We start from the raw sequence: 25,273 nt of genomic DNA on the forward strand, positions 1-25,273 counted from the left end.
TCCCCGTGATGGCGGCAGACCGGGCAGCCGGCGAAGGCCGACGCTACGCCCGCTCTCCGGCGGAGGCCCCCGCCGGGGCGGCAGGGGCGGCCGCCTTCTCCTCATCGCGGGGGCGGGAGAGGTCGCGGCCCCGGGTCTCCCGGGTGACCGCCACGGTGATGGTGGTGACCACGGCCGCCGCGCAGAGGTAGACGCTGACGGGGAAGGAGGAGCCGTAGTCCTTCAGGAGTTCGATGGCAATGATCGGGGCGAGGGCGCCCGCGATGATCGAGGCGAGCTGGGAGCCCATGGAGGCGCCGGAGTAGCGGACCTTGGTGTCGAACATCTCGGAGATGAACGCGGCCTGCGGCCCGTACATCGCTCCGTGCAGCAGCAGGCCGGCGGTCACGGCCAGCGTGATCACGGCGGGCGACCCGGAGTCGACGAGGCCGAAGAAGGCGAACGCCCAGAGGGCCATGCCGACGGAGCCGATCAGCGTGACGGGTCGGCGTCCGATGCGGTCGGAGAGTGCGCCCCACAGGGGGATGGTCGCGAAGTGGACGGCAGAGCCGATCAGGACCGCGTTCAGGGCGGTGCTCTTGGCGAGCCCGAGGTGCACGGTGGCGTACACGAGGAGGAAGGAGGTGAGGATGTAGTAGGAGATGTTCTCGCCGAAACGGGTGCCGATGGCCGACAGCACCTCCCGCCAGCTGCGCCGGAACACCTGGACGACGGGGGCCTTCTCCTTCACGCCCCGGGCGGCCTCCGCCTCGGCCTTGGCCTGGGCTTCGAGGAACACCGGGGACTCGGATACCGAGACACGGATCCACAGCCCGATCCCCACCAGGAGCCCGGAGAGCAGGAACGGTACGCGCCAGCCCCAGGACTGGAAGGCGGCGTCCGACTGGACGGCGGCCAGCAGGGCCAGGACGCCGGTGGCGAGCAGGTTGCCGCCGGGGGCTCCGGCCTGCGGCCAGGATGCCCAGAAGCCGCGGTGCTTGTCCCCGCCGTGCTCGGAGACGATGAGGACGGCGCCGCCCCACTCGCCGCCCAGCGCGAAGCCCTGGATCAGGCGCAGCACGGTCAGCAGGATCGGCGCCCCGACACCGATGGTCTCGTACGTGGGCAGCAGGCCCATGGCGAAGGTGGCGCCGCCCATCATCAGGAGGCTGACCACCAGCAGCTTCTTGCGGCCGATCTTGTCGCCGAAGTGGCCGAAGACGATGCCGCCCAGGGGGCGGGCCGCGAAGCCGATCGCGTAGGTGACGAAGGCGATCAGGGTGCCCACCAGCGGGTCGGCGGTGGGGAAGAACAGCGTGTTGAAGACGAGCGCGGCGGCGGAGCCGTAGAGGAAGAAGTCGTACCACTCGATGGTGGTGCCGATCAGGCTCGCGCCGACGATGCGGCCGATGCCGCCTCTGGGCGTGGTGGCGGTGTCAGGCATGGATTCACCGGGTTCTCACGAACGAGCAGGGACAGGGTGACACGGGGACGCACGGGGGGTACGGGGGTACGCCGACGGTGCGCGGGGGCGGCTCGGAGGCGGGGTCCGGGAGGTCAGCCGGCGGTCCAGCCGCCGTCGAGCGGGAGGGACGCGCCGGTCAGGCAGCCGGCATGCGGGCCGCACAGCCACAGGGCCGCGGCGGCGACCTCCTCGGACTCCAGGAGCCGCTTGACCGGAGAGCGGGCCAGCATGACGTCGCTGAGCACGTCGCCCTCGCTGATGCCGTGGGCGGCGGCCTGGTCGCGCACCTGGCCCTCGACGAGCGGGGTCCGGACGTAGCCGGGGCTCACGCAGTTGCTGGTCACCCCGTGCGGGGCGCCCTCGATCGCGGCGACCTTGCTCAGCCCCTCCAGGGCGTGCTTGGCGGCGACGTAGGCGGACTTGTAGGCGCTGGCGCGCAGTCCGTGGACGCTGGAGATGTTCACGATCCGGCCCCAGCCCTGTGCGTACATGTGCGGCACGACCCGGCGCATCAGCAGGAACGGAGCGGTGACCATCACCTTCTGGATCAGTTCGAAGCGCTCCGGCGGGAACTCGGCGAGCGGCGCGACGTGCTGGAGTCCGGCGTTGTTGACCAGGATGTCGACGGCCGACGGGAGGAGGTCGATCGCTCCGCCGTCCGCGAGATCGACCACGTGGGCCTCGCCGCCGACGGCTTCCGCGACCGCCTCGGCGGCAGCGCCGTCCCGGTCGACGACGTGCACCGCGGCGCCCGCCTGCCGCAGGGCGAGCGCGCAGGCCCGCCCGATGCCACCGCCGCCGCCGGTCACCAGAGCCGTCCGCCCGCCCAGGTCGACCGCGGCGGAGGGCGGCGGCAGGGGGAGCGGGGCGGGGAATGTGTTCGTCATGGCCGGAAACGGTAGGGAAGGATCCCGGCGTCCCCCATGGTGTGGACCGCCATTGTGTTCGACCATCCGGTGGTGGTCGTCGCCACGTCATCGCCACGGGTCCGCCGGCCCGTCCGCCACCCGGCGGGGAACGGCGGTGCGGATCGGGCGCCGGGGCGGCCCGGCGCCGGGTGTCACGCCAGGGTGAGGAAGAGCTTCTCCAGCTCCTGTTCGCTCATCGGGGGTGTGCCTTCCTCGCTCTCGGCGAGGCACTGCCGCATACCGCTGGCGACGATCTTGAAGCCGGCCCGGTCGAGGGCGCGGGAGACCGCGGCGAGCTGGGTGACGACGTCCTTGCAGTCGCGGCCGGCCTCGATCATGGCGATGACGCCCGCGAGCTGGCCCTGGGCGCGCCGCAGCCGGTTGAGAACCGCGGTCGCCGCCTCTTCTTCCACCTTCACCGGGTTCCTCCTTCTCACCGGCTCCTTGCGAGCAGGATACCCCTTAGGGTATAGGACTCACGCGTGTGCGCTCGGCTCCGGGGAGCCTGTCCGGGGCCCGCCCGCCGCGGCCCGCTCCCGCCGTGCCCGTACGGCTCCCCACGCCGCCGCGGCCGTCACGGCGAGGGCGATGCCGGTCCAGGACAGGGGGTTGGCCCACAGGGTGTGGGGCAGCTGCCGCCCGAGGACGAAGAGGCCCATGACGACGACGAACCAGCCGAACGCCTTGCGGAGCGTGTCCTGGGGGATGCGCCCGGCGAACCGGCTGCCGATCAGGCTGCCGGCGACCGCGGCGCCGGTGACCGTCAGCGCGAGGCCCCAGTCGATCTGGACCCCGGACAGGTGGCCGGCGAGTCCGGAGAACGACTTCATGGCGATGACCAGGAGCGAGGTGCCGACGGCGATGCCCATGGGCAGTCCGCCGAGCAGGACGAGCGCGGGGACGACGAGGAACCCGCCGCCGGCGCCGACGAGTCCGGTGACCGCGCCGACGGCGAGGCCCTCGACGACCACCTGCCCGACGGGCAGCTCCGCGCGGGCGGGCCCGGCCGCCTTCGCCTTGCGGGGCGTGCGGAGCATGGCGAAGGCGGTGGCGAGCATCATCAGCGCGAAGGCGATGAGCAGGACGCTGCCGGGGATGTACTCGGCGAGGCGGCCGCCGCCGTAGGCGCCGACCATGCTGACCGCGCCGAAGACCAGTCCGGTCCGCCAGCGGACCCGGTGGGCGCGGGCGTGCGGGACGAGTCCCGCGAGGCTGGTGACGCCGACGACGAACAGGGAGGTGGCGATGGCCTCCTTGGTGTCCTGGCCGGCCAGGTAGACCAGGATCGGCACGGTGAGGATGGACCCGCCGCCACCGAGGATGCCGAGGCTGACGCCGATGAGGACGGATGCCGCGAGGACGAGCGTGATCACGCGCTGTCCCGCAGGGACGCGATGACGGCACGGATGTCGGTGCGCGGGCCCCGGTTGTAGGGCAGCTTCGCCAGCATCATGCCCATCGCACAGGTGTTGCTGAGTGCGGCGAAGGTGAGCCCGGCACCGATGGCGGTGCCGATCAGGTGGGCTCCCGGCACGAACACGCCGACGACTCCGGTGACGAGGACGACGGATCCGGCGATGAGGCGGACCTGCCGTTCCAGTTCCCAGCGTGCCTCACCCCGGTTGACGGGGGCGCCGGAGGCCTCCCAGGCCGTCATGCCGCCGTCGAGGACGCGCAGGTTGGGCAGGCCCGCCTCGGCGAGGGCCTGTTCGGCCTGGGCAGCGCGGGCGCCGGAGCGGCAGACGAGGACGACGTCCTCGTCGAGGTGGGCCAGCAGTTCGGCGCGGTGCTCGCGCAGGGTGTCCAGGGGGACGTTGTAGGCGCCGGGGATGTGGCTCGTCCGGAACTCGCCGGGGGTGCGCACGTCCAGCAGGCGGGGTCCTTCGCCGTCCTCGGCCAGCCGCTGGAGGGCGGCGGGGGTGAGGGTGGCGGGGGTGGAGGCGGCGGTGCGGGAGGCGTCGGTCGTCATGGGTACTCCTCGTGAGGGCGCGGTTCCGCGCGAATACGGGGTGGGGGAGGGGTGGGGATACCGGGAGCGCCGGTCGGGGCTCTCGTGGAGGGGGCTCGCCTGGGCGTCCGGGTCAGGCGCCGGCGGGGGTGTTCAGCAGCGCCCAGGCGGCGTAGCCGCCGAGGATGTCCGAGACGTCGGTGAAGCCGTGGTGGCGCAGCAGGCTCGCGGCGATCGAGGAGCGGTGGCCGCCCGCGCAGTGCAGGACCAGGGACCGGTCGCGGGGAACCTCGTCCAGGCGGCGGGGCAGCTCGCCGAGCGCGATGTGCAGGGCTCCGTCGATGAATCCGCTGTCTCCGCGCTCGCCGCAGTTGCGGACGTCGAGGACGACCGGCGGATTGTCGCCCGCCAGGGCGGTGCGGACCTGGGCGGCGGTGAGGCGGCTCGCCGGGCTGACCTCGCCGGCCAGGGCGGTCAGGGCGTCGTCCGGAGAGCGCAGGTATCCGGCCACACGGTCGAAGCCGATCCGGGCAAGGCGCGTGACGATCTCCTCCTCGCGGTTCTGCGGCGCGACGACCAGCAGCTCGGCGCCGGCGGGCAGGACCGTCCCGGCCTGCTCGGCGAACCGGCCGTCGGCGGGGACGTTGACCGCGCCGCGCAGATGTCCGGCGGCGAACTCCTGCGGGTCCCGGGCGTCAACGACCACGGCGCCGGAAGCGCGGAGGTCGGTGAAGTCCTCGACGCTCAGCGGCCTCGGTGCGGCGGCCGGGTCGAACAGCTCGCGCTCCTTGCGGTTGAGCTCGGCGTCGAAGGCGAAGTAGCCGGGAGCAGCGGACTGGCCGGCGGTCACGATCGCCACGAAGTCCTCCTGCGACATGGGTGCGCAGGCGTAGTTGGTGGCCCGCTGCTCGCCGATGGTGGACTGCTTCTCGGTCGAGAGGTTCTTGCCGCAGGCGGAGCCGGCGCCGTGCGCGGGGAAGACCCGCACCTCGTCCGGCAGGCCCATCAGCTTGTTCTGCACGCTGTCGTACAGCATCGCGCCGAGCTCCTCGGCGGTGACCCCGGCGGAGGCCAGCAGGTCGGGGCGGCCCACGTCCCCGATGAACAGGGCGTCACCGGTCAGCACGCCGTACGGGACGGCGTCCCCGCCGCGCTCGTGGACCAGCACGCTGATCGACTCCGGGGTGTGCCCCGGGGTCTCCATGATCTTCAGGGTGACGTCGCCCAGGCTGATGGTCTCGCCCTCGGCGAGCTTCCGGATGGGGTACTCGGTCTCGGCGCGCCGGCCGTAGCCGATCCAGGCGCCGGTGTGGGCGGCCATCTCCAGGTGTCCGGCGACGAAGTCCGCGTGGAAGTGCGTGTTGATGACGCCCACCACGGTCAAGCCGCGAGCCTCGGCGTCCGCCAGGTACTCCGAGACGTCCCGGCGGGGGTCGACGACCACCGCCTTGCCGGTGGTCTCTTCGGCGATCATGTACGACGCCTGGGAGAGGCAGTCGAGGTAGTACTGGGCGAAGAACACGGGAACCTCCGTCGCGGCTGGCTATATACCCCTGGGGGTATTCTTGGGGCCAAAAGGGGGCCCGCTCCTCCGAGGGGCGGGCGGGTTCGGGGGTGGGGGCCGGGCCGGCCCCGCAGTGGTCGGGCCGGCCTGGGCCCGCCCGCTGCGGCTGCGGTGCAGCGACTGCACCTCCTGATACCCCCGTGGGTATTACGCCTTCGACGGTAGAGGGCCTCCGTCTCCCCTGTCAAATACCCCTGGGGGTATCTGTCGCGCTGTGGTCGGAGCGGCCGGAGTGGCCGGCGGTCCCGGGGGGCTTGCCCGGAAGGGGGGCGGCGGGCAAAGCTGGGGTAAAGCGCCGGTTGCCTGGAAGGGCCGATCCGCGAAGGTGAACGAAGACATGCGCCGCCTTTCCCACGTCCTGCTGCCGGCCGCCCTGCGCCGACGCGCCCGCACGATGCCGGGCCTGCCGGGCGTGCCGTCCCAGCCGCAGCCCTGGCAGCGGGAGGGGCGGCCCGGCGGGCACGCCGCCCCGCCGCCCCGGACGCGCGAGGACGAAATCCTGGACGACCTGCCGGACGTGGTCCGGGACCAGGGCCTCCTCGCCGTCGTCAGCGACACCCTGCTGCCCGCCGACGTGCGCGCGGCGAACCTGCACGCAGCCGTCGCGGCCCTGGAGGCGGCCGGCATCCCCTACGGCCTGGTGCCCGAGCCGGGGCCGGCCCACAGGCTGGCGATCGGCCCGGACGACCGGTCCCGGGTCGTCGAGGCGTGCGCCGAGGCCTTCGCGGGCCGGCCCGTCTACGCACGGCTCCTCGGCGACGGCGGCCGGCCCCTGCGCGACATCCTCGCCGAAACCCTGCCCCGGGCCGTCGCCGAGCGGGAGACCGGCGAGCAGGTCAACGGGATCCGCCTGTACCGGCGCGTGGTGACCTCCGGGCGGACGCTCCGCCACGGCCCCGAACTCGGCTGCGACCTCGACTTCTGGACGCCGTCCGCCTCCGGGCAGGGAGGCGTCGCCTCACTCCGCGAGACGCCGTACGGCTGGTGGCTGCCCTCCCTGGAGGCGACCGCGGTCCGGCGGATCGGCGGGCGCGACTGCCGCGTCCTCGACGCCCTCGCAGGCCGGTTCCCCCACGACATCGACTTCCCCGTCGACGCCGTGATCAGCTGGGTGGACTCCGCCGACCCCGCCTGGCGCCGCAGACGCGAGCAGGCCGGAGCCGCCGAGCCGGCCGGCCGCCCGGACGGGGTGGACGACGCGGAACACCGCTACCGCGACCGCGGGGAACTCCGCTACTGCCTGCGCTCCATCGCCGCCCACGCACCCTGGATCCGGCACGTCTTCCTCGTCACCGACCGGCAGACGCCCCCCTGGCTGGCCGCCGGCCACCCCGGCATCACGGTCGTGGACCACGGCGACCTCTTCGCCGACGCCGGCAGCCTGCCCGTCTTCAACTCCCACGCCATCGAAAGCCAGATCCACCGGATCCCCGGCCTCTCCGAGCACTTCCTCTACTTCAACGACGACATCTTCCTCGGCCGGGAACAGCAGCCCCAGCACTACTTCCTGCCCTCAGGGCTGCCCAAGGTCTTCCACGACCGGCGGGCCGTGCCGCCGCTCGCGCCGGGGGCGGACGAGGACGGCGACGTCTTCAGCGCCTCCCAGCGGGTGACCCGGCGGGCCGTCGAGGAGGCGGCCGGCAGGACGTACCCGTACATCCTGGCCCACACCCCGTACCCGCTCCGGCGCTCCCTCTTCGCGCGCGTCGAGGAAGCCCTGCCCGGCCGGCTCGACGCCACCGGCCGGTCGGTCTTCCGCAGCGCGACCGACCTCGCCCCGGTCACGCTCGCCGCGCACCTCGCCCTGGCCGAAGGCCGGGCCGTGGAGGGCGAGCTGGCCCACGCGTACGCGGCCACGGACCAGCCCGGGGCCGAGGAACAGCTCGCGGACCTGCTCCGCCGGCGCGACGCCGACGCCTTCTGCCTGGCCGACGACGCCGGGACGGAGGTCCCGCCGGAGCACCAGCAGCGGACGGTCACCGCGTTCCTGGAGGCGTACTTCCCGGTGCCGTCCCCCTACGAGCTGCCGTAGGGCCTGTAGTGAGCCGGATACAGGCCCTGGCCCCCGATCAGGGGCCGAAGTGGACGTACGAGGCCCAGGCCAGGGGGCGGTAGGGGTCCTCGGCGCGGATGCGGGCCACCGCCGCGTGCAGGGCGTACGGGGTCCGCGCAAGGTCCGGGGAAGCAGCCGGTTCGCCGTCGGGCCCGGCCGCCGCCAGAGAGCCGTACAGCGCGTCCGCCACCCGGCGGGCCGTCGTGTCGCCGACCGTCCACAGCGTCGAGACGACCTGCCGGAAGTTGCCCAGCAGCAGCGCACCGGCCAGGTGGATCGCCTCGTTCGGCAACTCCGCCCCGCCCACCGCCGTCTGGCAGGCCGACAGCACCGCCAGCTCCGCCGCCGGCAGGTCCAGGCGGGCCAGGTCCGCCACCGTCAGCGGGCCGTCGTACAGGTACAGCGCGCCCCGCCCGGGGTCGGCGAGGTCCTGCCCGCCGTGGCAGGCGAAGTGGACGCAGCCGTGCGCGGGCAGCAGCTCCAGCACCCGGGCCCGCGTCGCCTCCGCGTCCCGCAGCACCGTGTGCCGCCCCGGGAACCGGGCCCGCAGCGCCTCCGCCTCCGCACGGACGCCCTGCAGCGGCTCCAACCCGGGCGCGTACGACGGCCGCTCCGACACCGCGGCCGCCAGCAGCCGGCCCGTGCCGCCGCCGGCGGTGCCCGCGGCGCGGGCCCGGCCCAGGGCGCGGAGCGTCGGAATGTACGAGGACACCACGCGCTCCACGACGGCGTCGCCCGGCCGGTCGTCGTCCGGGTCGTGGTAGCCGGCGGCGTGCACCGGGAGCAGGGCCAGCGGGCCCGTCGCACACCACCACAGGCGGCGCCCCTGGCGAGCCCGCGCCTCGGGCGCGTCCAGCACCGGCGCGGCGACCGCGTCCCACAGCCACTCCAGCGTGTCCAGGACCGTCTGCTGGACCGGGCCGGCGGACGCCCCCGGCCGGCCCAGGCGCTCCACGGCCGCAAGGTAGCGCTCTGTCCGGGCCTGCGCGTCCTGCGCGTCCAGGGCCGGCAGCGGCACCACGCGGACCCGGCCCGGCGTGACGACAAGGGCGTCGCAGCGCAGCCGGCTCACGTTCACCAGCACCAGCGGCCCGCCCGCGGCCGCCTGCGACAGCTCCGCGAACGGCATCGGCAGCATGAAGTACCCGAAGCCCGGGCGGGTGCGGATGTCGGCGACCAGCGCGTCCCACTCCCGGGCCGCCGCGCGCCGCCGCCGGTCGCCGTCCTCCGCAACCCGCCCGAACGGGGCGAGCGGCAGGGGGTCCTGCTCCAGGGCCGTCCGCAGCTCGGCGAGCCGCCCGGCCGCCTCCGGATGCGCCCGCGCCAGCTCGGCCAGGTCCGTACGGGCGTCCAGTGCCTGCCCCCACAGCACCGACCGGCCCTGGTCGAGGAGCTCGACCGCCTGCTCCGGGCGGCCGCAGGCGAGGGCGCAGGCGGCGGCGTCCGTGGCGGCGTGCGAGCGGGGCGCCAGCAGCCGCTCGCGGTCGCCGCGCCCAAGGCCCCGCCAGGCCGCCGCCGGCAGCAGACCCACCGCCTCCGCGTGGAAGTCCGCGGCCCGCTCCCACCCGGCCAGGCCGGCCGCGGCGCGGTCGGCGGCGAACCGGCCCCCGGCGAGCGCCGCGTCCAGACGGGCCTGCGGCGGAGACGTCGGACAGCGGGCCGCGTCCGCGTAGGCCTCCAGAGCCCGTACGGCGTCCCGCTCGGCAGCGTCCGCGGCATCGGCGCCGCCGGGGCCGGGCAGTCCGGCCCCGGCGGTCCGCAGGGCACTGCGGTCGGCGAGCATGCCGGCCAGCGCGGCGAGGGCCCGGGCGGTCCTCGGGGAATCCGGCGGCAGGGCGTCGGCCGCGGCGCGGGCGTGGGCGACGGCCGCGTCCAGGTCGCCGGCGTCGCCCCGCAGCCGGGCCCGGTCCCACAGGGCGAGCGCGAGGTTCGTCCGGGCGGTGCCCGCGGGATCCGGGCCGCCCCCGGCCGGCCGGTGCCCGCCCGCCGCGTCCGGCTCCTGATGATCCGGGCCGGGGTCCATGGCCACGGCCCGGCGGCCCAATTCCACCGCCTCGTCGAGGTCGGCCGGGCCGGCGTGCAGCAGGTACCGCTCGCGCAGCCGGTTCGACAGGTTCGGCAGGGCCGAGTGCAGCACGCGCGCCGCGGACGCGCCCGCCATCCGGCCCGCCACCTCCACGACCTCGCGCCCCAGCCCGATCGACCGCTCCAGGTCGGCCGCGTCCCCCACCGCCCGGTGCCGCAGCGCCAGCGTCGTGCCCAGGGTGGCCAGCCGGGCGCAGTGCGCGGCCCGGTCGCCGCCCCCGCCCGCCTCCACGGCGCGCTGCGCCGCCGCCACCGCCTCGTCCAGGTCGGCGCGCGCACCGTCCCGCTCGAAGCGGCGTACGCAGGCCGCGGCCAGCGCCGACAGCTCCGGCCCCCGCTCCGGCTCGGCCTGCAGCAGCGCCGCCGCCCCGTCGCCGCCCGCGCGGCGCAGCTCGGCCGGGCCGGCGTCCGGCATGCCGAGCACCTCGCGGAGCTGCCGCAGGTTGGCGCCCGGCCCGTACGCCGCGGAACGCAGGTGCCCGATCGCCGTGTCGAGGTCGTCGGGGCGGCCCTCCCGCTCGAAGCGGCGCAGCAGCAGCGCGCCGACCCTGCCTTCGGCCTCCGGACGGCTCGGGTGGCCCTCCGGCATGCCGTCCATGAGCCGCCTGCCCTCGTCCAGAGCCTGTTCGAGGACGTCCGGGTCGCCGGTGCGGTCGTAGCGGGAGAGGGCCGCGCCGAGGCGGTGCAGGTACGGCACCACCGCGCCAGAGCCGGCCGGCCGGCGCCCCGCCTCCTCGGGCGGGACCTCCGGGGAGCTGCGGGGCGGGATCAGCTGCGCCCCCTGCCAGACGCCGCGCAGGCCCGCCTCGCGCACCCGGTCCCGCTCGCGCAGACGGGCGTCGACGGTCGCCAGCAGCGCACGGGCCGGCTCCGCGCGCCCGTCGCCGTCCGCGAGGCGGGCGAGCAGCCCCGTCAGGCAGGACCGGGCCTCCCGCAGGTCCCGCTCGCTGTCCGTCAGGCCCTGGCGGTGCACCAGGGCCAGGGCCAGGTTCGACGCGTTCAGCAGGTACTCCTCGGACGGCGGCCGGACGAGGGCCAGCGCCCGGCGCAGGGCGTCCACGCCCTCGTCGAGGTCGGCCGCCGCGGCACCCGCGTCGCTGCCGGTGCGGGCGCGGCAGCGCCACAGCAGGTTCTTGCCGAGGTTGTGCAGGCAGTGCCAGCGCAGCTCCCCGCCGGGCGGCGGCTCCAGGCCGGCGAGTTCGCGGTACAGGGCGATCGCGGCATCCAGCTCGGCCGGGTCGGGGGAGCGCTCGTACCGGGCTTCGGCCGCCTGCGCCCGCGCGAGCAGCAGCCCTGCCCGGTTGCGCGGGTCGGCGGTGCGGGCCAGGCGGGCGGCCTCCCGGCCGTACCGGTTCGCGGCCTCCAGGTCCGCCGGATCCCCGGTCCCGGTGCGGTGGCGGGCCAGCAGCGCCATGCCCAGCTGCGCGGCGAGCGGGCCGCGGTCGGGGTGGTCCTCCGGCAGCTCCTCCAGAGCCGGCCCGAGGAGTTCGATGCCGACGTCGCGGACGAGGGGGTCGGCGTCCGGCCCGGACTCCTCGGCCTGCCCGAGCAGCCGTACGGCCTCTTCGGCACGCTCCACCGCCCCCGGCCGGTCCGCAGCCCGCGGGCCGCGGCGCGCCGGGCCGGCGGGAAGCCGGGCGCGGCGCAGCCGCAGTCCGACCAGCCGGGAGCCCCAGCGCGCCGCCTCGGCCCGGTCCTCCAGGCCGCCGGGGCGGACGGCCTCCTCCATCAGGGCGATCAGCGCGTCCAGATCGGCCGGGTCCCCGGTCGCCTGGTGCCGTTTGTACAGCGCCGACGCGAGGCTCTTCAGCACCGGGGCGCGGGACGCGGTGTGCGCCCCCGTGCCGGGGGCGGTGGCGGCCCGCAGCACCGTGATCGCCTCGTCGAGGTCGTCCGGGCGGCGCGTGTGGCCGTACCGGGCGTGCAGCGCGCCGCCCAACTGGGCCAGTGCGTCGATGTGTTCGGGGTCAGGGCCGGGTCCCCGGCCCGGGCGGACGGCGAGCAGCTTGCGGCAGACCTCCACCGCCTCCGCCGTGGCGGGCCCGGTGTTGCGGCGGGTGCACTCGCGGGTCAGGGCCGCCGCCAGGACCTGGAGGAACAGCTCGCGGCCCGGGCCGGCGGCCGGGGCCTGCCGGAGCGCGGCCCGCCCCCAGGTGAGCGCCCCGTCCAGGTCGCGGTCCGCGCCGGTGCGCTCGTACCGCTCCAGCCATCCGACAGCGGCGACGAGCCGGACCGGCCCGGAGTCCGGGTGGTCCTCGGGGAAGTCGGACAGGGCGTGGTGCAGGGTGACGAGGCCGGGCAGGTCGTCCTCGCCGGCCTGCCGGGCCGACTCCAGCAGCCGGTTGGCCGCGCGGGCCCGGCTCATCGGATCCGCGCCGCACTCCACCGCGAGCTCCCAAAGGCGCGGCTCCACCTGCTCGGGCGCCGCGTCGTGCAGCAGCCCGACCATCGCCACCGTCGCCGCGAGGGAGGGCAGTTCGGCCCGCCGGTCCAGGGTGCCCGTCTGCGCCAGCAGCAGCCGCCCGAGGTGCAGGGCGGCCTCGGCGCGCACCGGTGAGCCAGGCGGTGCGGCGGCCGCAGTCTCCAGCAACTGCTCGGCGTCTTCCCGAAGTCGGGGGCCGTCGAGGGGTCCGGGGCGTCCCGTCCGCGCGAACTCCCGTACGGCACGGTCGATTCGCTCCCGCGCTGTGCCCCGCCGACGCCGCCACATGCCCCAACGACCTTCCGTCACCCGGCTTACGGTAGCCGTGTGTCGCGGCGGGGTGCCAATCGGTAACCTCGGCCGCGGCGGCCCGCGGAACACGGCGCGGGGGAAGGGAGGCAGCGGCCGATGGCCCAGCAGGAGGAGCCGTCCGGCAGCCGGGCGGAGACCGGGGCGGGCACGCGCGCCGGCGGGGCCGCGGGCCCCGGCGAGTCCGAGGCGCTGGCGCTGTGGTGCGCCCGCCTCGCCGGGTTGCGGGACCAGGCGCGGGTGACGGGCGTCGGTGCGCGCCTGGAGCGGGACGCGGACCGGGTGCGGCAGGGCGGATCCGCGCTGCGCGCCGTCCGCAAGTGGCTCCAGGAGGACGGGGATCCGGGCGGCGGGGCGGACGGGCCGCAGCGCAGCTGGTCGGACACCGGGGGCGCGGCCATGGTCGGCTTCCCCGGCTCACGGCGCCCGCCCTCCGCGGGCGCCGGGCGGTACGCCTGCCCGAGCGGCCGGTGCGACCGCGTCGCCGGACGGGACGCCCAGGGGCACGTGCCGGTCTGCCACGCCTACGGGTCCGCGATGCGGCCCGCCCCGCCGCCCCCGGCCGGCGGGGCGCCGTGATCACCGGCATCCTGTCCGAGGTCGGCCGGCACGTCAGCACCCGCTGGTTCCGGTCGGTGCTGCTGCCGGGTCTGCTGCTGGTGCTGGTGGCCGCGGCCGGGCGCCGCCTCGGCCACGGCCACGCCCTCGACGCCGGGCAGCTCACGGCCTGGGCGGACGGGTGGGCCGGGCGCTGGCGGGGCCGGCCCGCACGCGCCGTGCTCGACGCCGTGCTGCTGCTCGCCGCCGCCGGGACCGCCGGAACGGCCGCTGGCGTGCTCGGCCGGGCCCTCGAACGGTTCTGGCTCCAACCCTGGGAGACGGGCGCCCGCAGGCGCCGCCGCAAGGTGCTGCGGGAGGCCGGACGGCGCGGCGGCGACGTCGTCGAGGCGTACCTGCCGCGGCGGCACACCTGGATGAGCGACCGGGTCCGGCTCACCGAGGCGCGGATCCGCGCCCAGTACTGGTTCGACGCGGCCGCGGCCTGGCCGCGGGTGTGGCTGCTCGTCGCGGACGAGGTGCGCCAGCCGGTCGTGGCCGCCCGGACCGTGTTCGCCGAGGCCGCGGTGCTCACCGGGTGGGGGCTGCTCTACCTGCTGCTCGGGGCGTGGTGGTGGCCGGCCCTGGCGATCGGCGGCTGCGTGGCCGTCGCCGGCTGGCTGCGCTCGCGGGCGGCGCTGGAGGAGTTCGCGACGCTGATCGAGGCGGTGCTCGACCTGCACCACCGCGCTCTCGCCGAATCCCTCGGTGTGGCAACCGGCCCCGCGGCCGTCACGGAGGAGGAGGGCCGGGCCGTCGACGACATCCTCCGCAAGGGCGGCTGACCGCTCGCCCCTGCCGTCCGTCCGTCAGGCCGCCTCGGCCGGGGCGGGCGCCGGGTGCGGCGGCGCGGCGGCCGCCGGGCGCGCGGCGGGGGCGGGCAGGGCGAAGACGCGGAGGAAGAGCTGGGCGAGGGGGCCGATGGCCAGGGCGTACACGACGGTGCCGACGCCGACGGTGCCGCCGAGCAGGAACCCGCCCGCCAGCACGGCCAGCTCGATGCCGGTCCGTACCAGGCGCACGGAGCGGCCCGTGCGCCGGTGCAGGCCGGTCATCAGGCCGTCGCGCGGGCCCGGGCCGAACGCGGCGGCGATGTACAGGCCGGTGGCGGCGCCGTTGAGGACGACGCCCGCGGCCAGAACGGCCACCTGGGCCGCCGTGCCGTGCACGTCGGGCACGAACGCGAGCGTCGCGTCCATGGCGAGCCCGACCGCGAACACGTTCGACACGGTGCCGAGGCCCGGCCGCTGCCGCAGCGGCACCCACAGCAGCAGCACGAGCGCGCCGACGGCGATCGAGACCGTGCCGATGCTCCAGCCGACCCGCTCGGCGACGCCCTGGTGGAAGACGTCCCACGGGTCCAGGCCGAGGCCCGCCCGGACCAGCAGTGCCGAGCTCGCGCCGTACAGGGCGAGACCCGCGTACAGCTGGAAGAGGCGGCGGGGGAGGCGGCGCGCGGACCGCGCGCGGATCGTGGGCACCGGAGGGGCCTTTCCGTCGGGGTGGAGCGGCCAAAAGCGGCCGGGTCCCACCGTCGGACACCATCGGCCCGCGTCGAAAGGGCCAATTCGCTCCGAGTGGACCTGCTTTTCCGGCTGCGGCCGCCTGCCACCCCGGCCGACCCGCCAAGGCCGGTGCGGCCCTCGTGAGAACACACACATTTTTGTGCCATTTAGTCCGATTTGGTGAATCCTGGTAGCCGACCACGCCGGGCCCGCCGCACCACCAGGCACACCGGCGCACCGATGCCACGGGAGAGACATGCGACGCGTACCACGCCTGATCACCGACTGGCGGACGGCCCTGCCCCTCGCGTGCGGGGCCGCCGTCCTCGGCTTCGGCGGCCTGTACGCGGCCGGCCTCGCCCACGCCGGCGACACCATCGCCGACGGCACCCGGGTCCGCGGCGTGGACATCGGCGGCATGACCCGCACCGAGGCCCAGGCGGTCCTCGACCGCGAACTCGGCCCCGAGGCCGCTGCGCCGATCCCCCTGCACATAGACGGCCGCGCCGCCCAGGCGGCCCCCGCCGCATTCGGCCTGTCCCTCGACACCCGCGCCACCGCCGACCGCGCCGCGCAGTCCGGATCCGACCCGTTCACCGTGATCGGGCGACTCGTCCTGCCCGCGCAGGAGCGCGACCTCGAACCCGTCGTCCGGACGGACGCCGCAGCCGCGGCCGCAGAAGCCGAGCGCCTCGCCGCCCGCACCCGTACCGCGCCCCGCGACGGGGCCATCACCTTCCACGACGGCGCCGCCCGCGCCACCGCCCCCGCCGCCGGCGTCGCCGTCCAGGCCCGGGCAGCGGCGGACGCCGTCCGCACGGCCTACCTGGAGCCGCGCACGGAGCCCGTCGCCGTGCCCGTCGTCCGCACCCAGCCGGCCGTCGACGCCGGGGAGACCGAGCGGGCCATGGCGCAGATCGCCGAACCGGCGATGTCCGGCCCGATCACGCTGAGCCTGACCGGCAAGCCCGTCACCCTCACCCCCGAGGCCATCGGCCGCCACCTGAAGATCGGACCCGGCGACGACGGCGTCCTTCGGCCCGAACTCGACGCCGAGGGGCTCCTCGCCGACCCGGACGTCGCCCGGCAGATCAACGCCCTGACCCGGCCCTCCCGCGGCGCCGTCCTGGAGGTGGACCCCGCCACCAAGCGCGTCGTCGTCTCCGAGGACGGGCGCAGCGGCGTCCGGGTCACGGCCGAGGCGCTGGAGGACGCCGTCCTGCCGCTCCTCACCCGGACCGGCGCAGCCGCCCGCACCGGTGTGCTCGCCGCGACCGAGGTCAAGCCGAAGATGACCGCCGACGAGGCGCGCCGCCTGGGCATCCGCGAGCAGGTCTCCTCCTTCACCGTCGAGTTCCCGGCGGCGCCGTACCGCAGCACAAACATCGGCCGGGCCGTCGAGCTGATGAACGGCTCGGTCGTCAGGCCGGGCGAGACCTGGAGCTTCAACGAGACGGTCGGGGAGCGGACGCAGGCGAACGGCTTCGTCGACGGCATCATGATCAACGACGGCCGGTACGTGAAGTCGCCCGGCGGCGGCGTCTCCGCAGTCGCGACGACCATGTACAACGCGGTGTTCTTCGCCGGCCTGAAGCCGCTGGAGCACGGGGCGCACTCCTTCTACATCGAGCGCTACCCCGAGGGCCGCGAGGCCACCGTCGCCTGGGGCACGCTCGACCTGCGCTGGCGCAACGACTCCGGCCACGCGGTGTACGTCCAGGCGAGCTCCACGGACACCTCCGTGACGATCAGCCTGCTCGGCACCCGGGAGTACGACGAGGTGCGCGCGGTGACGGGCCCGCGGACGAACGTCACCCCGCCGAAGAAGATCTCCGCCCCGGGCCCGCAGTGCGAGGTGCAGACCCCGCTGGAGGGCTTCGACGTCGCCGTCGACCGGGTCTTCGTCAAGGGCGGCAAGGAGGTCAGGCGGGAGACGTACAAGACGCACTACACCCCGCGCGACGAGGTCTCCTGCGACCCCGAGACCCCCTCGCCCGCGCCGTCCGCACCCGCGGCCCCCGCGAGCCCGGCCGCCCCGGCGCCGGCCCCCGCCCGCGCCGGCGCCGTCTGAGCCGGACCCGGACACACCGCCGCGGCGGCCGCAGCAGTGCGGCCGCCGCGGCTTCGCCGTCCGGCGGCGTCGCGGCCCGGAGCGCCGTCCTCAGTGGGGGAGGGCGGACTTGGGGCGGGCGCGCCAGGAGTGCGCGGGGTGGTGGACCGGTGAGGGCAGGTCGCGGTCCCAGTGGGCGCGGCGGTGCCGGGTGGTGCGGGGCGGCCCCGCGACCTCGGCGGCGCGCGCGAGCACGAGCAGGGCGGCCGTGAGGGCCGCCAGTTCTATGTGGTCCGGGACCCCCTTGACCACCCTGATCCGGTGCCGGCGTATCACCAGGACACCGGAAGGGACTTGGGGCCGCGGATCAGGCCGCCGGCCTGCCATTCGACCTGCTCGGGCGGGACCGCCAGGGCCAGCCGCGGGTAGCGGTCGAGGAGCGTGGCCAGCATGACCTCCGACTCCATCCGGGCCAGCATCGAGCCGACGCAGTGGTGCGGGCCGTTCCCGAACGCCATGTGGGCGGTCGGTCCGCGGTCGAAGTCCAGCCTGTCCGGGTCGGGGAAGACCTCCGGGTCCCGGTTGGCCGCCAGGTACGAGGAGTAGACCGCGTCGCCCGCCTTGATCTGCACCCCGGCGATCTCCAGGTCGCGCGTCGCGATCCGCGGCAGGCCCACCCCGCTGCGGTGCGGGATGAAGCGCAGCAGCTCCTCCACCGCCTGGGGGATCAGCTCCGGTTCGGCGCGCAGCCGGGCGAGGTGCTCCGGGTGGGTGAGGAGGGCGTAGACCATGTTGGCGCTGTTGTTGCGGACCGCGTGGGCGCCGCTCACCAGGATGGCGGTGGCCAGCGACACGGCCTCGTCCTCGGTGATCTCGCCGGCCGCGGCCGCGGAGGTCAGCACCCCGGCGAGGTCGTCGGTGGGCTCCTCGCGGCGCATCTCCAGGAGGGCGACGACCGTCTCGCGGACCGTCTTGAGCGCGTCGACGCTCTGCGCGGGCGCGGGCCCCGGCGTCATCGCCACATTGGCCCAGTCGGTCATGTCGGCCCGCATCCCGTGCGGCATCCCGAGCAGGTCGGCGACGGCGGCGAGGGGTAGCGGGCCGTGCAGGTGCTCGACCAGGTCGGCGGGCGAGCCGTGCCGCTCCATCCCGTCCAGCAGGCCGTCGGCGGTCCGCTGGATGGTCGGCCGGAGCTTCTGCATGGCCTTGCCGGTGAACGCGCGCGCCACCACGCGGCGCATGTCGTTCAGCCGGGGCGGGTCGGCGTAGTTCAAGGACGCCTTCTGTGAGGCGATCGCGTGCGGCGAGGAGGCGGTGATCGTCCGGCCCACCAGCTCCGACCTGCTGAAACGCGGATCTGTCGTGGCCGCCTTGACGTCGGCGTAGCGCGACATCAGCCAGGCGTCGCCCTGGCCGAAGGGCAGCCTGATGCGGGCGGCCCGCTTCTCCTTCAGCCGCTCGTGGAGGAACGGGTCGAACTCCAGCGCCTGGAAGTCGTCCAGGCTCCAGTGGTGCACCGTCTCGTCCGGGGCCGGCTGCGCAGCCGGCTCCGCAGCCGTTCTCGGCTCTGCCGTCATGCTTCATCTCCCTGCGTGGATGGCTCCCCCGACCGCACGATTCCGCGGCCACATGGGACTTTTGCGGCCATATCGGCACACGCATCCCTTCCCGGTCGCCACCCGCCCCGCCGCCTGTGCCGGGCAGCGTCACCGGATTGGCCCATGTCCCCCAACGCCGTAGTCCCGCGCGCGCTTCGGCTGCGGGTCCGTGAGGCTGTGTCAGACAGGAAAGGAGAGCCACCCATGGCGACTCTGTGCAGGCCAACGGTGTCCGTGCCCGAGCACGTGATCACGATGGAGGAGACCCTCGACCTGGCCCGGTCCGTGCACGCGGACCATCCGCAGCTCGACCTGGCACTGCGTCTGATCCGCAACACCGGCGTCGCGAAGCGGCACATCGTGCAGCCCATCGAGGAGACGCTCAAGCACCCCGGCTTCGAGTCGCGCAACGCGGTCTACGAGGCAGAGGCCAAGGCCCGCGTCCCCGCCGTGGTGCGGCAGGCGCTCGAGGACGCGCAGCTGCGCGCCAAGGACATCGACATGATCATCTACGTGTCGTGCACGGGCTTCATGATGCCCTCGCTGACCGCGTGGATGATCAACGCGATGGGCTTCCGGACCGACACCAGGCAGCTCCCCATCGCCCAGCTGGGCTGCGCCGCCGGCGGGGCCGCCGTCAACCGGGCCCACGACTTCTGCACCGCCTACCCGGACGCGAACGCGCTGATCGTGTCCTGCGAACTGTGCTCGCTGTGCTACCAGCCCAGCGACCTGGAGGTCGGCAACCTGCTCTCCAACGGCCTCTTCGGCGACGGCATCGGCGCGGCGGTCGTCCGCGGCCGCGGCGGCACCGGCATGACCCTGCACCGCAACAGCTCGTACATCATCCCCCAGACAGAGGACTGGATCATGTACGACGTCAAGTCGACGGGATTCCACTTCAAGCTCGACCGGCGCGTGCCCGGAACGATGGAACCCCTCGCCCCCTCCCTCAAGGAACTGGCCAAGGCCCACGGCTGGGACGCCGCAGCCCTGGACTTCTACATCATCCACGCGGGCGGACCACGCATCCTGGACGACCTCAGCAAGTACCTCGGTGTGGCACCCGAAGCATTCCGCTTCAGTCGGGCCACACTGACCGAGTACGGCAACATCGCCAGCGCCGTCGTCCTCGACGCGCTGCGCCGCCTCTTCGACGAGAACCGCACCGCCGACGCCGCCAAGGGCCTGCTGGCCGGCTTCGGCCCCGGCATCACCGCAGAGATCTCACTGGGCAGCTGGACCTCCGAACGAGGGACCGGTTGAGGGAGGAATCCGAAGCATGCTGAAGGACGGCCCCGCAACCGCACGGCCACCCGTCACACACTGGCCCACCCCGGCGCTGGAGGGGGTCGACTTCGACCCCGTCCTCGCCGGACTGATGCAGGCGGGGCCCGTCACCCGGATCCGGCTGCCCAACGGATCCGGCTGGGCCTGGCTCGTCTGCCGCTACGACGACGTGCGCATGGTCGCCAACGACCCCCGGTTCAGCCGCAAGCTCGTCGCCGAACACGACGTCACCCGCCTGGCCCCCCACTTCATCCCCGCGCCGGGCGCCGTCGGGTTCGAGGACCCGCCCGACCACACCCGGCTGCGCCGCACCGTCGCCGCCGCCTTCACCACCACCGGCGTGGAGCGCCTGCGCACCCGGGCCAAGGAGATGCTCGACGGCTTCGTCGACGGCATCCTCGCCGACGGCCCGCCCGCGGACCTGACCGAACGCCTCCTCGCGCCCTTCCCGCTCGCGGTCGTCTGCGAGCTGATGGGCGTACCCGAGCAGGACCGGCCCGTGGTCCACGAGTGGACCACCCTCATCCTCTCCTCCGCCCAGGGCGCCGAGCGCAGCGAACGTGCCAAGAACGAGGCGCTCGCCTACCTCGCCGCCCGCCTGCGCTCCGGCGACGTCCCCCACGACGACAGCGTCATCGGGCTCCTCGACAAGGCCGTCCGCGACGGCGAGGTCACCCTGGAGGAGGCCACCGGCCTGGGCCTGCTCATCCAGATCGGCGGCGAGGCCGTCACCAACAACGTCGGCAACATGGCCTACATCCTGCTCACCCGGCCGGACCTGATGGACCGGCTGCGCGCCAGACCCGAGCTGCGGTCCTCCGGGCTCAACGAGCTGCTGCGCTACATCCCCCACCGCAACGCCGTCGGCCTGTCCAGGATCGCCCTGGAGGACGTCGTCGTCGCCGGCCAGCTCATCCGGGCCGGCGAGGCGGTCTACGTCTCCTACCTGGCCGCCAACCGCGACCCCGACGTCTTCCCCGACCCCGACGAACTCCACCTGGACCGCAGCCCGAACCCGCACGTCTCCTTCGGGTACGGCCCCCACTTCTGCCCCGGCGCGATGCTCGCCCGCCTGGAGTCGGAGCTGATGGTCGACGCCCTGCTCGACCGCTTCGAGGACCTGCGCTTCACCGTGCCCACCGCCGAACTGCGCTGGCGGCCCGGAGCGCTCATCCGCGGCCCCGAAGGGCTGCCGGTGACCTGGTCATGACCGCGCACGCAGCCCGGGACGGCCTGCTCGTGCCGCCGGGCCACGGCCGGACCCTGCACACCCCCGCCCAGCAGGTCACCTTCAAGGTGACCGGCGAGCACTCCACCGTCGCCTCCAGTTTCGAGGTCGTCGTCCCGCCCGGCTTCGACGTCGGCGCCCACCGGCACATCCGCAGCGAAGAGCTGTTCTACGTCCTGGAGGGTGAACTCGACGTCATGGCCTTCGAGCCGCGCGTGCGCAGCGGCGACGACTGGAGACACTGGGAATCGCTCGACGGACGCCAGGTCGTGCGGGCGACCCCCGGGACCGTCATCGTGGTCCCGCCCGGGTGCCCGCACGCCTTCGCGAACCCGACCGGCGAGCCGGCCCGCATGTTCTTCCAGGCCTCACCGCCACCGGATCACGAGCGGTACTTCGAGGAGCTCATCGCCCTGCTCGACTCGGGCGCCACCCCGGACGCCGCCGCGATCGCCGACCTGCGGAACCGGTACGACATCGAACAGCTCACGCCCCTGCGCCACGGGCTGTCCTGACCGACCACCAGCACACCGAACCCCCACCACACACACCACCCATGCTCGGGAGACTCCATGCTGCGCACGCGCCGCACTCTACGCACCGCCACGTACACCTTCGCCGGGACGGTCGTCGCCGCCGCCTCGCTCGCCGCGGGCCCGGCCAGTGCCGCCGAAGCCCTGCCGTCCCACTGGTGCTACGTCAACGGCGTGGAAGCACGCCCCGGACAGGAGGTCCGGGGCACCGCGGGCAACGACACGATCGTCTGCGAGAACGACGTCGAGAACGCCATCATCTGGGGCGGCGGCGGCGACGACAACATCCGCGTCAAGGGCATGCTCATCGACTCGCAGGTCCTCGGCGGCGAGGGCAACGACACCCTCCAGGTGAACAACCTCGCCCCCCGCAACGGCAACTCCTCCGTGCGCGGCGGCGCCGGCAACGACACCATCATCACCGCGCTCGTCATGGGCACCGCCGAGCACGGCGCCACCGTCTACGGCGACCATGGCGACGACATGATCACCACCGGCAGCGTGCTCGGCGAGCCCGGCGCGTACCAGCGCGGCGGCGGCCAGGTCTTCGGCAACGACGGCAAGGACACCATCCGCACCGGCAACGTCGACCTCGGCGGCCGGATCCTCGGCGGCAGCGAGGACGACATCATCGAGCCCAAGTCCGTTGGCGCGGAGTCGGCGGGCATCGTCCAGGGCGGCCCCGGCGACGACACCGTCCGCGGCCAGCACGACGCCACCCTCGTCATCGGCCCCGGCTACGCCCAGGTCGACGGCGGCCTGGGCGCCAACGCCTGCAAGCTCCGGCACTACTCCACCGGCACGCGGATCCGCAGCTCGGTCGCGAACTGCGAGATGCCGGCCGCGACCGCCCCGTCGACCACGACCCCGCCGGCGGCCGCGCAGCCTCCGGCGGCCGGGCCCGCGGAGCCGGCCGCCCCGCCGGCCGAGAACGCCCCGGCCCGCCCGGCCCGCCCGGCCTCAGGGTCCTGAGGGGCGGCGGCCGCCCGGAGCGCCGTGCGCGCGCTCCGCGGACAGGCCGCCCGGCAGCAGGAACAGCGTCAGCACGGCCCCGGCGGTGAAGATCAGCGCCGAGGCCGTGAAGACGGTCCGATAGCCCTCCAGAGCAGCCCGCGCCAGCAGTTCCGGCGCGGGCTGCCGCCCTGCCAGGTCCCGGACGACGGCGCCCGCGGCCAGCGTGCTCATCAGCGCCGTGCCCACCGAGCCGCCGACCTGCCGCATCGCGTTGACCGTCGCGGAGCCGACGCCCGCGTCCCGCGGGTCGATGCCCGCGGTGCCGAGGTTCATCGCCGCCGCCGTGATCAGGCCCATGCCCAGCCCGGTCGCCGCCTGTCCGGGCAGCACCTCGACCGCGTACGAGCCCGCTGCCGAGAGGTTCGCCAGCCACGCCATGCCCGCCGCAGCGAGCAGCATGCCCGTCACGACGCGGGCCCGCCCGCCGACCCCGCCGAGCAGCCCCAGGTTGCTGCCGATCGCGCTGATCATCGTGCATCCCGACATCGGCAGGAAGGCCAGGCCGGTCCGGGCCGGGCTGAGGCCGCGGGTGTGCTGGAAGTAGTACGTCAGGAACAGGAACACCCCGAACATCCCGACGCCCGTGAGGAACACGGACAGCAGGGCCGTCGCCCGGACCCGGTCGCGCACGATCCGCAGCGGCAGCAGCGGGTGCGGACCGCGCGCCTGCCACCACACGAAGGCCGCCAGCAGCACCGCGGCCGCCGTCAGGATCCCGAGCGTCGCCGCCGACCGCCAGCCCCGCGGGCCCGCCGTCGACAGCCCGTACACCAGGCAGAACAGGCCGGCCGAGGCCAGCACCGCGCCTGGCAGGTCCAGCCGCGGCGGCGCCTGCGGCGGGCGGCGGCGCAGCAGCAGCGCCCCTCCGGCGACGGCGGCCGCCGCGAACAGGACGTTCACGTACAGGGTCGACCGCCAGCCCAGGTGCTCGGTGAGGACGCCGCCGAGCAGCAGGCCCACCGCGCCCCCCGAGGCGGCCAGCGCCCCGAACACCCCGAAGGCCTTCCCGCGCTCGGCGGGCGCGGAGAACGTCGTCGTCAGCAGCGACAGGGCCGCCGGAGCCAGCAGGGCGGCGAAGACGCCCTGGAGGGCGCGGGCCGTGACGAGCACCTCGAAGGAGGAGGCGGCGCCGCCGAGCGCGGAGGCGGCGGCGAAGCCGATCTGGCCGACGAGGAAGGCCCGGCGGCGCCCCACCCGGTCGGCCAGCCGCCCCCCGAGGAGCAGCAGGCTCCCGAACGGGATGGCGTACGAGGTCACCACCCACTGGCGGCGGTGGTCGGAGAAGCCGAGGCCCTCCTGGATGGAGGGCAGGGCGACGTTCACGATGGTGGCGTCGAGGACGACCATCAGCTGGGCGAGCCCGATGACGGCGAGGATCCACCAGCGGCGCGGGTCGGGAGGCGCGGCCGGGGCGCCGGCCGCCCCGGTGGTGGTGCGCGCGGCGGGGCCGCGGCTGCCGGGGGAGGGCCCGGAGGCGGGCCCGGTCGGTTCTGCGGACATGGTGGTACTCCGTGGATTCCGCTCGCCCGCGCGGCCGGAGTGCGCTTCGTGCGCGCGCGGGCGCGGGCGATGTGTGCTTCGACGATGCGCGAGCCGGGCCCGGCGCCTGCGCGCCACGCCACGGTGCCGCCCGGATGGACCAGCCTCAGCCGTCGGCCGCGGGGCGGCCGGCGTGGAGTTCCAGGGGCCCCGTGCCCAGGGCGCGGGCGCGCAGGGAGGCCTTGATCTGGCGGCGCAGGGAGGGCTTGACGAGGTCGCGGAGGTCGCCCAGCGTCGCGAGGTGCCAGGCGAGGAGCTCGCCCGGGGGGAGGCGGATCGCCGTGAGGGCGGCGGTGCCCAGGACCCCGCCGTCGTAGAGGAAGCGGATGCGGGCCGGGTAGCCCGGCTTGTGCGACCAGTTCACGGCGAGCAGCCGGCCCGGCTCCACGTCGAGGCCGAGCTCCTCGCGCACCTCGCGCCGGACGGCCGCCCGCGGGGTCTCGCCGAGGTCGCTGTCGACGCCGCCGCCCGGCAGGTGCCACCGGCCGCGCCGGCCGTAGGCGGGCTCCACGAGCAGGACCCGGCCCGCCGCGTCGGTGAGCAGCGCGCTCGCCGCGGTCAGCGCCTTGGGCCGGGCGGCCCGGTGGCTCGCCGCGTCGAGCGCGCCGGCGTGCTCCAGGGCCGACCGGCGCGCCGGGTCCAGGCCGGCGGGCGAACCGGGCTGGGCCACGCCGTCGGCGAGGTGCGCCACCGAGCCCGTGCGCAGGGCGGCCAGCGCGGCGCGGAGGCGGGCCGCGTCCCGCTCCGGCAGCAGGGCGTACGCCTCCTGCGGCGCGACCCAGCCCGGCAGCACCGCCGCGGCTGCGGCGGCCTCCTGCGGTCCGAGCGGTCCGACGAGGTGGAGGTGGACGACGGCGGCCCGCGCCCGCGGGCCGGCGGCGGGCCGGGAGTCCACCGCGAGCAGCCGGCCGACGGGCGCGTGCAGGCCCAGCTCCCGGGCCAGCGCCCGGGCCAGCCCTGTCTCCGGGGTCTCGGCGCCGGCGACGGCACCGCCCGGCAGTCCGGGACGGCCCCGGGCGGGCCCGGAGGCCCGTACGAGGACTCGCCCGGCCCCGTCCACGACGACCGCCGCGGCCGTCAGCAGCGGACCGGGCCCGCGGGCGGGGCGGACGGAGCGGGCGGGGCGGGCGGAGCGCCGGGCGGGGCGCCCGGTGCGCTCGGCGGGGCGGCGGTCGGGCACGGCGGG

Annotated in this window: 20 protein-coding genes; 8 read left to right on the top strand and 12 right to left on the bottom strand. The window is 75.5% G+C overall.

The annotated features are described in order from the left end of the window. Window positions 1–43: 43 nt before the first annotated feature. The 6 genes from C0216_RS11345 to C0216_RS11370 all read right to left on the bottom strand — a co-directional run bounded on the left by C0216_RS11345 (window position 44) and on the right by C0216_RS11370 (window position 5,822). On the bottom strand, window positions 44–1,423 hold the full coding sequence (locus C0216_RS11345; RefSeq protein ID WP_114055152.1) for an MFS transporter: 1,380 nt from the start codon (window positions 1,421–1,423) through the stop codon (window positions 44–46). A 113-nt stretch (window positions 1,424–1,536) separates the two neighbouring features. Continuing rightward, window positions 1,537–2,331 carry a 3-hydroxybutyrate dehydrogenase gene (locus tag C0216_RS11350; RefSeq protein WP_114055153.1) on the bottom strand — a complete coding sequence of 265 codons (795 nt, stop codon included), beginning with the start codon at window positions 2,329–2,331 and terminating at the stop codon, window positions 1,537–1,539. A gap of 173 nt (window positions 2,332–2,504) precedes the next feature. Then, window positions 2,505–2,771 (bottom strand): metal-sensitive transcriptional regulator, encoded by a 267-nt coding sequence (locus tag C0216_RS11355; RefSeq protein ID WP_114055154.1) that lies wholly within the window; start codon window positions 2,769–2,771, stop codon window positions 2,505–2,507. A gap of 57 nt (window positions 2,772–2,828) precedes the next feature. Continuing rightward, window positions 2,829–3,725 (bottom strand): sulfite exporter TauE/SafE family protein, encoded by an 897-nt coding sequence (locus C0216_RS11360; protein ID WP_114055155.1) that lies wholly within the window; start codon window positions 3,723–3,725, stop codon window positions 2,829–2,831. Next, window positions 3,722–4,321, bottom strand: a complete 600-nt coding sequence (locus C0216_RS11365) for a rhodanese-like domain-containing protein (protein ID WP_114055156.1) — start codon at window positions 4,319–4,321, stop codon at window positions 3,722–3,724. The genes C0216_RS11360 and C0216_RS11365 overlap by 4 nt, the downstream gene beginning before the upstream one ends. A 112-nt stretch (window positions 4,322–4,433) precedes the next feature. Next, the gene (locus C0216_RS11370) at window positions 4,434–5,822 is read right to left on the bottom strand and encodes an MBL fold metallo-hydrolase (RefSeq protein WP_114055157.1); all 1,389 of its coding nucleotides are present in this window, start codon (window positions 5,820–5,822) and stop codon (window positions 4,434–4,436) included. 379 nt (window positions 5,823–6,201) lie between these two features. Between C0216_RS11370 and C0216_RS11380 the strand changes: the two genes are divergently transcribed. After that, window positions 6,202–7,896, top strand: a complete 1,695-nt coding sequence (locus C0216_RS11380) for a stealth family protein (protein ID WP_162793171.1) — start codon at window positions 6,202–6,204, stop codon at window positions 7,894–7,896. Window positions 7,897–7,933: 37 nt separating this feature from the next. On the opposite strand, the gene C0216_RS11385 is transcribed toward C0216_RS11380, so the two are convergent. Next, window positions 7,934–12,733: a CHAT domain-containing protein gene (locus tag C0216_RS11385; protein ID WP_162793172.1), complete on the bottom strand. Its 4,800-nt coding sequence runs from the start codon at window positions 12,731–12,733 to the stop codon at window positions 7,934–7,936. A gap of 99 nt (window positions 12,734–12,832) precedes the next feature. Between C0216_RS11385 and C0216_RS11390 the strand changes: the two genes are divergently transcribed. Beyond that, window positions 12,833–13,312, top strand: coding sequence for a hypothetical protein (locus tag C0216_RS11390; protein WP_246042482.1), 480 nt, complete (start codon window positions 12,833–12,835; stop codon window positions 13,310–13,312). Further along, on the top strand, window positions 13,309–14,115 hold the full coding sequence (locus C0216_RS11395) for a hypothetical protein (RefSeq protein ID WP_114055161.1): 807 nt from the start codon (window positions 13,309–13,311) through the stop codon (window positions 14,113–14,115). Before C0216_RS11390 ends, C0216_RS11395 begins: the two co-directional genes overlap by 4 nt. A gap of 24 nt (window positions 14,116–14,139) precedes the next feature. Here C0216_RS11395 and C0216_RS11400 read toward each other — a convergent pair whose 3' ends face one another. Next, window positions 14,140–14,811, bottom strand: coding sequence for a YczE/YyaS/YitT family protein (locus tag C0216_RS11400; RefSeq protein ID WP_114055162.1), 672 nt, complete (start codon window positions 14,809–14,811; stop codon window positions 14,140–14,142). Between the two features lie 280 nt (window positions 14,812–15,091). Here C0216_RS11400 and C0216_RS11405 point away from each other — a divergent pair, with 280 nt between their 5' ends. Further along, window positions 15,092–16,906: a VanW family protein gene (locus C0216_RS11405; RefSeq protein WP_114055163.1), complete on the top strand. Its 1,815-nt coding sequence runs from the start codon at window positions 15,092–15,094 to the stop codon at window positions 16,904–16,906. Between the two features lie 90 nt (window positions 16,907–16,996). On the opposite strand, the gene C0216_RS11410 is transcribed toward C0216_RS11405, so the two are convergent. Continuing rightward, complete coding sequence (locus C0216_RS11410) at window positions 16,997–17,221, bottom strand: acyl-CoA carboxylase epsilon subunit (protein WP_162793173.1); 225 nt, start codon at window positions 17,219–17,221, stop codon at window positions 16,997–16,999. Next, on the bottom strand, window positions 17,218–18,462 hold the full coding sequence (locus C0216_RS11415) for a cytochrome P450 (protein ID WP_114055165.1): 1,245 nt from the start codon (window positions 18,460–18,462) through the stop codon (window positions 17,218–17,220). The genes C0216_RS11410 and C0216_RS11415 overlap by 4 nt, the downstream gene beginning before the upstream one ends. A 225-nt stretch (window positions 18,463–18,687) precedes the next feature. On the opposite strand from C0216_RS11415, the gene C0216_RS11420 reads away from it, so the two are divergent. The 4 genes from C0216_RS11420 to C0216_RS11435 are packed head-to-tail and all read left to right on the top strand — an operon-like array spanning window position 18,688 to window position 22,506. Further along, entirely contained in the window at window positions 18,688–19,749 is a 1,062-nt protein-coding gene (locus C0216_RS11420) for a type III polyketide synthase (protein WP_114055166.1), read from the top strand. A gap of 16 nt (window positions 19,750–19,765) precedes the next feature. Further along, window positions 19,766–20,983, top strand: a complete 1,218-nt coding sequence (locus C0216_RS11425) for a cytochrome P450 (RefSeq protein WP_114055167.1) — start codon at window positions 19,766–19,768, stop codon at window positions 20,981–20,983. Continuing rightward, complete coding sequence (locus C0216_RS11430) at window positions 20,980–21,516, top strand: cupin domain-containing protein (protein ID WP_114055168.1); 537 nt, start codon at window positions 20,980–20,982, stop codon at window positions 21,514–21,516. The genes C0216_RS11425 and C0216_RS11430 overlap by 4 nt, the downstream gene beginning before the upstream one ends. Before the next feature lie 57 nt (window positions 21,517–21,573). Next, window positions 21,574–22,506, top strand: coding sequence for a hypothetical protein (locus C0216_RS11435; protein ID WP_114055169.1), 933 nt, complete (start codon window positions 21,574–21,576; stop codon window positions 22,504–22,506). Here C0216_RS11435 and C0216_RS11440 read toward each other — a convergent pair. Together C0216_RS11440 and C0216_RS11445 are read right to left on the bottom strand one after the other, a co-directional pair. Beyond that, window positions 22,495–24,048, bottom strand: coding sequence for an MFS transporter (locus C0216_RS11440; protein ID WP_114055170.1), 1,554 nt, complete (start codon window positions 24,046–24,048; stop codon window positions 22,495–22,497). The genes C0216_RS11435 and C0216_RS11440 overlap by 12 nt on opposite strands. A 145-nt stretch (window positions 24,049–24,193) precedes the next feature. Continuing rightward, window positions 24,194–25,267 (bottom strand): NUDIX hydrolase, encoded by a 1,074-nt coding sequence (locus C0216_RS11445; protein ID WP_114055171.1) that lies wholly within the window; start codon window positions 25,265–25,267, stop codon window positions 24,194–24,196. Window positions 25,268–25,273 lie beyond the last annotated feature (6 nt).

The sequence above is a fragment of the Streptomyces globosus genome (assembly GCF_003325375.1).
Taxonomy (GTDB): Bacteria; Actinomycetota; Actinomycetes; order Streptomycetales; family Streptomycetaceae; genus Streptomyces; species Streptomyces globosus_A.

What these genes read in the sequence shown, in the direction of transcription:
- C0216_RS11345 (WP_114055152.1), bottom strand. Translation starts at nt 1,423, where the DNA reads ATGCCTGACACCGCCACCACGCCCAGAGGCGGCATCGGCCGCATCGTC.
- C0216_RS11350 (WP_114055153.1), bottom strand. Translation starts at nt 2,331, where the DNA reads ATGACGAACACATTCCCCGCCCCGCTCCCCCTGCCGCCGCCCTCCGCC.
- C0216_RS11365 (WP_114055156.1), bottom strand. Translation starts at nt 4,321, where the DNA reads ATGACGACCGACGCCTCCCGCACCGCCGCCTCCACCCCCGCCACCCTC.
- C0216_RS11380 (WP_162793171.1), top strand. Translation starts at nt 6,202, where the DNA reads ATGCGCCGCCTTTCCCACGTCCTGCTGCCGGCCGCCCTGCGCCGACGC.
- C0216_RS11390 (WP_246042482.1), top strand. Translation starts at nt 12,833, where the DNA reads ATGGCCCAGCAGGAGGAGCCGTCCGGCAGCCGGGCGGAGACCGGGGCG.
- C0216_RS11405 (WP_114055163.1), top strand. Translation starts at nt 15,092, where the DNA reads ATGCGACGCGTACCACGCCTGATCACCGACTGGCGGACGGCCCTGCCC.
- C0216_RS11415 (WP_114055165.1), bottom strand. Translation starts at nt 18,462, where the DNA reads ATGACGGCAGAGCCGAGAACGGCTGCGGAGCCGGCTGCGCAGCCGGCC.
- C0216_RS11420 (WP_114055166.1), top strand. Translation starts at nt 18,688, where the DNA reads ATGGCGACTCTGTGCAGGCCAACGGTGTCCGTGCCCGAGCACGTGATC.
- C0216_RS11425 (WP_114055167.1), top strand. Translation starts at nt 19,766, where the DNA reads ATGCTGAAGGACGGCCCCGCAACCGCACGGCCACCCGTCACACACTGG.
- C0216_RS11430 (WP_114055168.1), top strand. Translation starts at nt 20,980, where the DNA reads ATGACCGCGCACGCAGCCCGGGACGGCCTGCTCGTGCCGCCGGGCCAC.
- C0216_RS11435 (WP_114055169.1), top strand. Translation starts at nt 21,574, where the DNA reads ATGCTGCGCACGCGCCGCACTCTACGCACCGCCACGTACACCTTCGCC.
- C0216_RS11440 (WP_114055170.1), bottom strand. Translation starts at nt 24,048, where the DNA reads ATGTCCGCAGAACCGACCGGGCCCGCCTCCGGGCCCTCCCCCGGCAGC.